Origin of the sequence: uncultured Veillonella sp. (assembly GCF_938010505.1) — a bacterium.
Lineage (GTDB): Bacteria > Bacillota > Negativicutes > Veillonellales > Veillonellaceae > Veillonella.
The window spans coordinates 1-8,970 of sequence record NZ_CALLVP010000005.1 but is presented as its reverse complement, the minus strand read 5'-3'; the positions used below and the strand labels follow the sequence as shown (position 1 = coordinate 8,970).

Here is an 8,970-nt window from a genome sequence, read left to right as displayed (position 1 = left end):
TATTATAGCATAGTATTCATACATTTTCCCTGTGAATTTAATCACTAAAAAGAACTCTATTCTATAGGAATAGAGTTCTCGTATATATTATTTAGCGGCTAGCGGCGACCCATTTCTTGGATTTCATCGCCATGATTAACACCATTGAGTAATAAGTTAAGCAAGATTGCCGTAATACTACCAAAGGTAATACCAGATTTTAAAATAATTTGTGCCCAATCAGGGAAATTAGCGTAAAAATTTGGTGCCGCAATGGGAATCATAGCTACACCGATACTAATAGCGACAAGCATCAAGTTATGATTGCCATCAAAGCTAACCTTACCAAGAGAGCGAATACCACTGGCAACAATCATGCCAAACATAGCAATGCCAGCACCACCAAGTACTGCATTCGGGATACTAGCAACAATAGCCGCTAATTTAGGGAATAAACCTAACAAAATTAAGATCACTCCAGATGCAGCTACTACAAATCGGCTTTTAACACCTGTTACAGCAATAAGACCAACATTTTGAGCAAATGCCGTATATGGGAAGCTATTAAGAATACCACCAATTACAGTGGAAATACCATCGGCACGAATAATAGAGGCTAATTCCTTGCGACCAATGGGTTTATCTACGATCTCACCGATAGCAATACTATCACCTGTCGTCTCCACCATGACAACAAGCATTACAATAATCATAGATAGTACAGAGGCCCAATCAAATGTAGGCAACCCAAAATAGAATGGTTCTATGAAAGCAACCCATTGAGATTGACCAACTTCATCAAAATTAGCAACTCCCATTACAAAAGCAATCACTGTACCTGCAATCAAACCTATTAATACAGAAAGATTGCTTAAGAAGCCTTTTGCAAACTTGTATACGAATACAACAATTAAGAAGGTAAGGAAACCAAGACCAATGTTGGTGAAACTTCCAAACTCTGGATTCCCTACACCGCCCCCCATCCAGTTAATGGCAACTGGCATCAAGTTGATACCAATAAGGGTGATTATCGTCCCCGTTACAACCGGTGGAAACAATCGAATTAGACGACTAAAGAATGGCGCCACTATAAAGGTGAATAGACCTGCTACGATGATGGCACCGTAAATGGCAGTCATGCCGTGCTGTGCCCCTATCATCGCCATAGGACCGACAGATGCAAAGGTAACGCCTTGAATCATAGGAATACGACCACCAATATTGCCAAGACCTAAGGTTTGGATTAAAGTTGCAATCCCACAGGTAAACAAGTCGGCTGTAATAAGGCGAATCAAGTCCTCCACCGGTAAATTCATAGCCTGTGCCACGATAATTGGCACCGCTACAGCCCCTGCATACATGGCAAGTACATGCTGTAAACCAAAGGCAAATAGCTGTGGTATGGGCAACATACTATCGACCGTATTCATTTGTTTTTGATCTGTCATAATGTCTCCTACATAAAACCTCGAAATATCACTTGTTTATTCTACACTATCGTTCGGGTTTTAACAATACAAAAAAGAGAACCCATTATTTTTATATCATTTAACAGGTTCTCTTTTTATATTTTCCGAACGTTTTATGTGTATTGGGACACATCTTCAGTCCAAAGTATTTTTATTTATATAAGCCTATAATATCCGCTTCTTTAGCATCTAGATTTTTTTCAATAGCCTGCATCTTAACTGACACATCAGCCACAAAGTTTTCATCCTTAATGCCAGATAGATTAATTCTTACATTTAAGAACGCGGCTTTTACAGCGGCACGAGCATTAATGGCTGCAATAATACCATCTGTTATTAGATTTTGGTTACCTTTTTGAGATGCTAGTTCAGCTAAATCAAATATTTGATATGCTAATTCTCCAATTTCAAAGGGTACCATGGCAGCATCTTTGTAAGCTTGCTGAATTGCCGCTGTACGTTCAGCCTTCTCTTCATCTGTATTCTTTGGCAATCCTAATGCGTTCATAAAGATATTAAATACGTCCGCATCAGCTTGAGATAATTCAAGCATGCGCTCGCGAATTGCTTCTGCTTTAGCTTGAAGCACTTCCATTTCAGTCTGAACCGCTTCATAGCCTTTTTTACCAAATGTAAGGTTTGCCACCATTTCTACTAAAGCCGCACCTGTTGCGGCAGTTAGTGCCGCAATAGCACCACCACCTGGCGTTGGCTCTTTCGATGCAGTAGCAGCCAGAAAATCTATTACTCGTTGTTCTACTAATTTCATAACAAGGCCTCATGTAAAAGCGATAACAAGATATGCCTTGTTATCGCTTTGTAATTACTATAAAAATCTACAGATATTAAACACAATAAAATATATAACTTATTAGAATAAGCGCTACAAATATACAGTAAAAAATTCCTGCTGTAAACGATTTCTATTAGAATAACCCTTTAATCGTACCGTCTGCTTCGATATCCATATTAAGAGCAGCAGGACGTTTAGGAAGGCCAGGCATTACCATTACATCACCTGTACGACATACGATAAAACCTGCACCATTGGCAACGCGAATATCGGATACGGTAACTGTAAAGCCAGTTGGTGCGCCTAAAAGAGCTGGATTATCAGATAAGGAATATTGCGTTTTCGCCATACATACAGGCAAACGATCAAGTCCCCAATCTGCTAATTGTTTAATTTGCTTTTTAGCTTTATCTGTAAAGATAACACCATCGCCACCATAAATAGTTTTAACGATTTTATTAACTTTATCCTCTAAACTATCTTCCAAATCATATACGAATTTAGGTGTTGGCTTAGGACCTTCAAGTAACTCTACAACTTTTTTCGCCATATCAGTGCCGCCTTCGCCGCCCTTTTCCCAACATTCATTAAGTTCTACAGGCACGCCAAACTCATCACACAAGCGAGTCAACTCTGCAATTTCTGCATCTGTATCGCTGGCAAATTTATTGATTGCCACTAATACAGGCACATTAAAGTAACGCATGTTTTCAATGGCTTTTTGCAAATTGCTGAACCCCTTTGTAACGGCTTCAACATTTTCTGCATTAAGTTCTTGCTTTGGTACACCACCATGCATTTTAAGAGCTCGTAACGTGGCAACGATAACGATTGTATCAGGGAAAATATTACCATAGCGGCATTTGATGTCAAGGAACTTTTCAGCACCCAGGTCAGCACCAAAGCCGGCTTCAGTAACTACGATATCACCAAGTTTAAGCCCTAGTTTTGTAGCTACAATGGAGTTACATCCATGAGCTATATTCGCAAATGGACCACCGTGAACAATAGCTGGTGTATGTTCCAATGTTTGTACAAGATTCGGCTTGATAGCATCTTTCATAAGGAGAGCCATCGCACCTTGGCAACCAAGTTGATGAACATAAACAGGATCACCTGCTAAGTTACAACCGATAACGATGCGACCAAAACGTTCTTTCAAATCCTCTAAATCCTTAGCTAAACAAAGAATAGCCATAATTTCAGAAGCTACAGTAATCATAAAATGATCTTCCCGAGGGAAACCACATACTTTACCACCAAGTGCAACTGTCACATTGCGAAGAGCACGGTCATTCATATCTAGAACACGAGTCCAAGATAGTTGACGCAAGTCAATTTGCAATTCATTACCTTGATGGATGTGATTATCAATCATAGCGGATAATAAATTGTTAGCCGCTGTAATAGCGTGCATATCACCTGTAAAGTGAAGATTGATATCATCCATTGGCACAACTTGAGCATAACCGCCACCTGCTGCACCACCCTTAATACCAAATACAGGCCCTAAGGATGGCTCCCGTAATGTAGCGATAGCATTTTTACCAATTTTTTGTAAGCCTTGTACGAGGCCGATGCTCGTTGTAGACTTACCTTCCCCTGCTGGTGTTGGCGTAATTGCTGTAACAAGAACCAATTTGCCATCTGGCTTAGATTCTAAACGACGAATGGCATCAAAGGAAATTTTCGCTTTATAATGACCATATTGTTCAATATCATCAGGTGTTAAACCACATTTATCAGCAATAACCTGAATCTTCTCCATTGTATTCTGTTGGGCAATCTCAATATCGCTTAACATAAAGCCTCCTCGGCACCATGGCCAGCTCAAAAACTATATAACAACTAGGAAACTATATTTAATGTCTACTGTAGATGTATATTTGTACAACTACAGTAATCTATTATATATGAAAGTAGTACGTATGTCTAATATTAATCCTTAACAATTTCAGTAATATAACTAAAATTCTCCCACGGGCCATACAATCAAGTATATAAAAATGCATCCCTTACAAATACAAGGGATGCATTTATTATGATATATTTATTTAACGACGGTCAACAGCATCTTGAAGCTTTCTCGTGCGTCGAGGCTATGAGGCACTTCAGATGGCATAATCAAGGTTTCACCAGCCTTCACATTGTGTTCTGTATCACCAACAACGATGTGCGCCTCTCCATCGAGAATTTGAACAATCGCATCACCTACTGTTACATGTGTAGAAATTTCTTCCCCCTTTGGTAACGCAAACAAAGTAATGCTGAGGCGTTCATTTTGGGCAATCGTAATACTAATCACTTGACCTTCTTTATAGTCTAGATGCTCACCTAGATGTAAAATTTCGTTTACTGGGATATTTTTTGTGAAAGTCTTACTCATAGAAATCACTCCTTATATAACTATATGATAGAACAAAGTAAATGAAAGGTAGATTAAAATAGTTTTGTCAAAACTCCATTGATGGAACTAAAGGAATATCCTTTTGTTGATTCTATTATAAATTAATTGAGATTTAATTTCAGTACCTACGGCAACAAAATTGAAATTATTTTGTAAAAACGTAAAGACGAGACCTCCATTGATCCGCACCCCAAAAATTGAACACAATTTTTGAAGGTGCAGTTCACATAGAGACCTCGTCTTTTTATATTATAGTTATCTATAAGTATTATAATTCTTTAATAAAGATATATCCAACGATCTAACTCTAAAAACCTTAGAGTTAGAATCTAGAAATTAATACGGTTTAAACCGCAGGCAGCAAGCCTAACAGATACACATCGAAGGTATCACCCAAATGTACTTCATGTACACCTCGTGGAATACAGGCTAATGCATTAACAGTATATAGCCCTAGCATGCTACTACTATTAAAATGGCGATTAGCCACAAATCTTGGAGCTCCACCACCAAATATAACTTTCCCCTGTACATAGCGATCAAAGGCATTGCGTTTAAAAATTTCTGTATCCATTACGCAAGCTACCACTGGAGTCGTCCAGTTAGCCAACCCTTTATAGCGTTTCAAGGTAGGTGCTACGATTAAATGCCATCCATTAAAGGCAGCCCCCGGATTACCGGATAAACCAAAGATAATCTGTCCTTTCGGTGTAACTGCTCCATAAGATGCCGCACCAGGCCGCATTTGAATCCGAGCATATATAGATTTAGCCCCTAACTTTTCATAAATGAGAGGCATCGTATCGAAAAGACCTACCGACACACCACCAGAACTAATAATAACATCTGCTTCTTCACTAAGTTTCAACACATGATTGATTTCAGAGTCTAGCTCCTCCGGAACATCACTTACGTGATAATGAGTTATCTTATAAAAACCTAAGTCCTCAAGCAAGCCACAAATCATGGCACGATTGGAGTTGTAAATTTTACCAGGCGTTAACCTTTCACCAGGTTCAATAACTTCATGACCAGAGGTAAGAACTAATACACGAGGCATAGCATTAACAGATATCTCCGTCATACCTAGCCCCGTCAATATGGTTTGTACTGTAGATGTCACCTCTGTACCACGTGGAATCACAATAGTACCGGCATTACACTCCTCACCTTGTGGAATAATATGATCACCACAATGATATTTGCCTTGAATCGTAATTGTAGTTTGTGGTTCACCAGTACCAACCACTTGTTCTTGCATAATGACAGTATCACATGTATCTGGTACCGGTGCACCAGTCATAATACGCACCGCATGACCAACTTCTACGGGATGTTCCCATACAACACCAGCACCAATGATACCGTCAACGATATATTCATTACAACCTTCTTCGTAGGCGATGGCATAACCATCCATAGCAGATTTTGGGAATGCAGGTACGTCTGTGGAAGCAATAATATTCTCTGCTAACACGTACCCCTTCGCAGCCTTAACATCTATTGTTTCAACTTTATGAACTTGCGTTTGTAAGGCTTCATTCCACAATTGGAGCGCCTTCTCAACAGTAACGACGGCCATTTAAACTCCTCATCATTTCCTGTATATGACGTACCAATTCAGATACGTCTTGATCTAACTTGCCAATTTCTATCGTCGCCACTCGGTCCATGTTATCCGAGATTAGCTCTTCCGTATGCCCCTCTTGAGTAACCTCTATAATTGGAGCGATTCCTTGTGATCTCGTTTCTAGTATAACTATATCTACAGGCATAAACTGTGATATTTCATACAGGTTTGATTGTTCTTTTGTACGTATGCGAATCGCTGTTTCAGTAGGCCCTGCAATAGCAACCGCATCAGCCCCAGCTTTATAAGCAAGATCTGTATCTGTTCCCTCATGATCCATCTGAAAGCCATGTTTATCGCTTTTGACAACACCAACGGATAAACCGATTTTTTGTAACTCAGACACAAGACGCGTTACAACAGTTGTCTTACCCGTTTTACGTTTTGATGCGACCACACTAATTAAAGGTACACGGCGAAATTCATTTTCCGCCAAGGCTCGTGCCCATTGATAATCTTCAAAGCGATTAATATTACTTAATTCCCAGCTATAGTCACAAGCATCAATGGATTCAACATGACCAATAACATCAAGAGCATGATGTAAGGACATATCTTCACTAACAAGAATAGATTGAATTAAAGATGCAATATGTGGTCTATAAATACCGGTCATAGGCTCAGACTTACCACTTTCACCATAAGGAACAATAGCATTCCAATCATTATGATTTACTTGATAGAGCCAATCATAATACAAATCCATTTCCATGAATGGCATATCTACAGCCATCACCGCATAAGCAGAACTAGTACCAACCGCTAGAGTGCTATACAGCCCCCCTAAAGGTCCGCATCGCCCAACAGAATCCCGAACAATAGAAACCTTATTTTTCTCATCGTTCGATAATGTATCTATAATATGGGTCTGTATAGCAAGTCCTAATTGCTCGTCATCACCGATGGAGATAAGAATATCTTGAATATCTGCATCTAAGCCCTTACGAAGGGCATGAGATATAAGACTTTCACCATTAATCCAAGGCAACAAAGCTTTAGGTTGCCCCATTCTAGTGCTGAGTCCTCCAGCCAAAATAATTAAACCTAATTTATCCACGACGTTGTAAACCTCGTTTAACACCTTGGTAAATGAATAGTAAAACTGCAATATTTAAAAGGCCATCTGGCACCATATAGGATGCATTATAAATCATAGAATAAACCCAAGGATTCTGCCCTTGCGGAGCATAGCTAGCAAAGACTACAGCACCACTCGTAACAGATGCCCCCCAACGCAATACAATACCTACGATGGATCCAGTGATAAGTCCAGAAAGAGAATCTTTAAAGTAACCACAAACGCCAATAGCACCGTAAGCAACCAAGTAGTCTAATACAATACTTAAATAATGAACAGATGATTTAAAGCCTAAAATAAAGTGTAATATACCATATACAACACCTACGAAGATACCTCGTGTTCCGCCCCAACGATATGCGTAAATCATGAGTGGTACCAAAGCTGCCGCCTTAATAGAGCCCCCCTGTGGCATATGAAAAATCGTAATAAATGACAACACTTGAGCAATGGCAATTGCTACGCCAGCTTCAGCAAGCATACGGGTTTTAGACTGTTCCACATTAATCAACCTCCTTTTACCATATATCTATAAATGAATATATTATTTATACAATCTACTTGTATTGTACTACAGTTTATCCCTTACACCAAACAAAATATTCGGAACGTATTGAAAATTTTATGAGTCTCTTGTATAATGGTACAGGTTCAATATGTAATACTCGAAGGAGATATAGAAACTATGATTAATACAACTAACATCTTTGATTATGAAGACGTGCAATTGATTCCTAACAAATGTATTGTCTCCAGTCGTAGCGAATGTGATACACATGTAAAATTAGGTAAACGCACATTTCGCTTGCCAGTAGTACCTGCTAATATGCAAACTATTATCGACGAAGAGTTGGCTGAAAAATTAGCTCGTGAAGGCTATTTCTATATCATGCATCGTTTCCAACCAGAACGTCGTATGGACTTTGTAAAACGCATGCACGACCTTAACTTATATTCTTCTATTTCTATCGGTGTAAAAGCAGAAGAATTTGCTTTAGTCGATGAGTTTAAGAAAGCAAATTTAACACCTGAATACATCACTATCGATATCGCACATGGTCATTCCAATGCTGTAATTGAAATGATCCAATACATTAAAAAGAACTTACCTGAAACTTTCATTATCGCTGGTAATGTTGGTACGCCAGAAGCAGTTCGTGAACTTGAAAACGCTGGTGCTGATGCGACTAAAGTAGGCATCGGTCCTGGTAAGGTATGTATCACTAAATTAAAAACTGGCTTTGGTACTGGTGGCTGGCAATTGGCTGCTGTTCGATGGTGCGCAAAAGCAGCTACTAAACCTATCATCGCTGACGGCGGTATTCGTGACCATGGCGACATCGCAAAATCCATTCGCTTTGGTGCTACCATGGTTATGATTGGCTCCCTATTTGCTGGTCATGAAGAATCCCCAGGGGAAGAAAAAATCGTTGACGGTAAAGCTGTAAAAGAATACTTTGGTTCTGCTTCTGAGTTCCAAAAAGGGGAACGCAAAAACGTAGAAGGCAAAAAGATTTTCATCGATTCCAAAGGTTCTATCTTCGATACATTAACTGAAATGGAACAAGATTTACAATCCGCTATTTCTTACGCTGGCGGTACGACTCTACAAGC

Annotated in this window: 8 protein-coding genes; 1 reads left to right on the top strand and 7 read right to left on the bottom strand. The window is 39.3% G+C overall.

Annotated features, from left to right (window positions below; genetic code table 11):
• Positions 1–98: 98 nt before the first annotated feature.
• The 7 genes from Q0507_RS00255 to thiT all read right to left on the bottom strand — a co-directional run bounded on the left by Q0507_RS00255 (position 99) and on the right by thiT (position 7,858).
• The gene (locus Q0507_RS00255; RefSeq protein WP_298710677.1) at positions 99–1,427 is read right to left on the bottom strand and encodes a nucleobase:cation symporter-2 family protein; all 1,329 of its coding nucleotides are present in this window, start codon (positions 1,425–1,427) and stop codon (positions 99–101) included.
• Between the two features lie 172 nt (positions 1,428–1,599).
• Positions 1,600–2,217: a cyclodeaminase/cyclohydrolase family protein gene (locus Q0507_RS00250; protein WP_298710674.1), complete on the bottom strand. Its 618-nt coding sequence runs from the start codon at positions 2,215–2,217 to the stop codon at positions 1,600–1,602.
• A gap of 157 nt (positions 2,218–2,374) precedes the next feature.
• On the bottom strand, positions 2,375–4,045 hold the full coding sequence (locus tag Q0507_RS00245) for a formate--tetrahydrofolate ligase (RefSeq protein WP_298710672.1): 1,671 nt from the start codon (positions 4,043–4,045) through the stop codon (positions 2,375–2,377).
• A gap of 246 nt (positions 4,046–4,291) precedes the next feature.
• On the bottom strand, positions 4,292–4,627 hold the full coding sequence (locus Q0507_RS00240; protein ID WP_024062212.1) for a cupin domain-containing protein: 336 nt from the start codon (positions 4,625–4,627) through the stop codon (positions 4,292–4,294).
• Between the two features lie 367 nt (positions 4,628–4,994).
• Positions 4,995–6,230, bottom strand: coding sequence for a molybdopterin molybdotransferase MoeA (locus Q0507_RS00235; protein ID WP_298710669.1), 1,236 nt, complete (start codon positions 6,228–6,230; stop codon positions 4,995–4,997).
• Positions 6,211–7,335: a molybdopterin-guanine dinucleotide biosynthesis protein B gene (gene mobB, locus Q0507_RS00230; protein ID WP_298710665.1), complete on the bottom strand. Its 1,125-nt coding sequence runs from the start codon at positions 7,333–7,335 to the stop codon at positions 6,211–6,213. Before mobB ends, Q0507_RS00235 begins: the two co-directional genes overlap by 20 nt.
• Entirely contained in the window at positions 7,328–7,858 is a 531-nt protein-coding gene (gene thiT, locus Q0507_RS00225) for an energy-coupled thiamine transporter ThiT (protein ID WP_105086691.1), read from the bottom strand. Before thiT ends, mobB begins: the two co-directional genes overlap by 8 nt.
• Positions 7,859–8,041: 183 nt before the next feature.
• Here thiT and Q0507_RS00220 point away from each other — a divergent pair.
• Positions 8,042–8,970 (top strand): GMP reductase (locus Q0507_RS00220; protein ID WP_298710660.1); only part of this gene is annotated, 929 nt, incomplete at its 3' end.

Bases quoted from the DNA above. Each gene is read 5' to 3' on its own strand.
- Q0507_RS00255 (WP_298710677.1), bottom strand. From the start codon at position 1,427: ATGACAGATCAAAAACAAATGAATACGGTCGATAGTATGTTGCCCATA.
- Q0507_RS00250 (WP_298710674.1), bottom strand. From the start codon at position 2,217: ATGAAATTAGTAGAACAACGAGTAATAGATTTTCTGGCTGCTACTGCA.
- Q0507_RS00245 (WP_298710672.1), bottom strand. From the start codon at position 4,045: ATGTTAAGCGATATTGAGATTGCCCAACAGAATACAATGGAGAAGATT.
- Q0507_RS00240 (WP_024062212.1), bottom strand. From the start codon at position 4,627: ATGAGTAAGACTTTCACAAAAAATATCCCAGTAAACGAAATTTTACAT.
- Q0507_RS00235 (WP_298710669.1), bottom strand. From the start codon at position 6,230: ATGGCCGTCGTTACTGTTGAGAAGGCGCTCCAATTGTGGAATGAAGCC.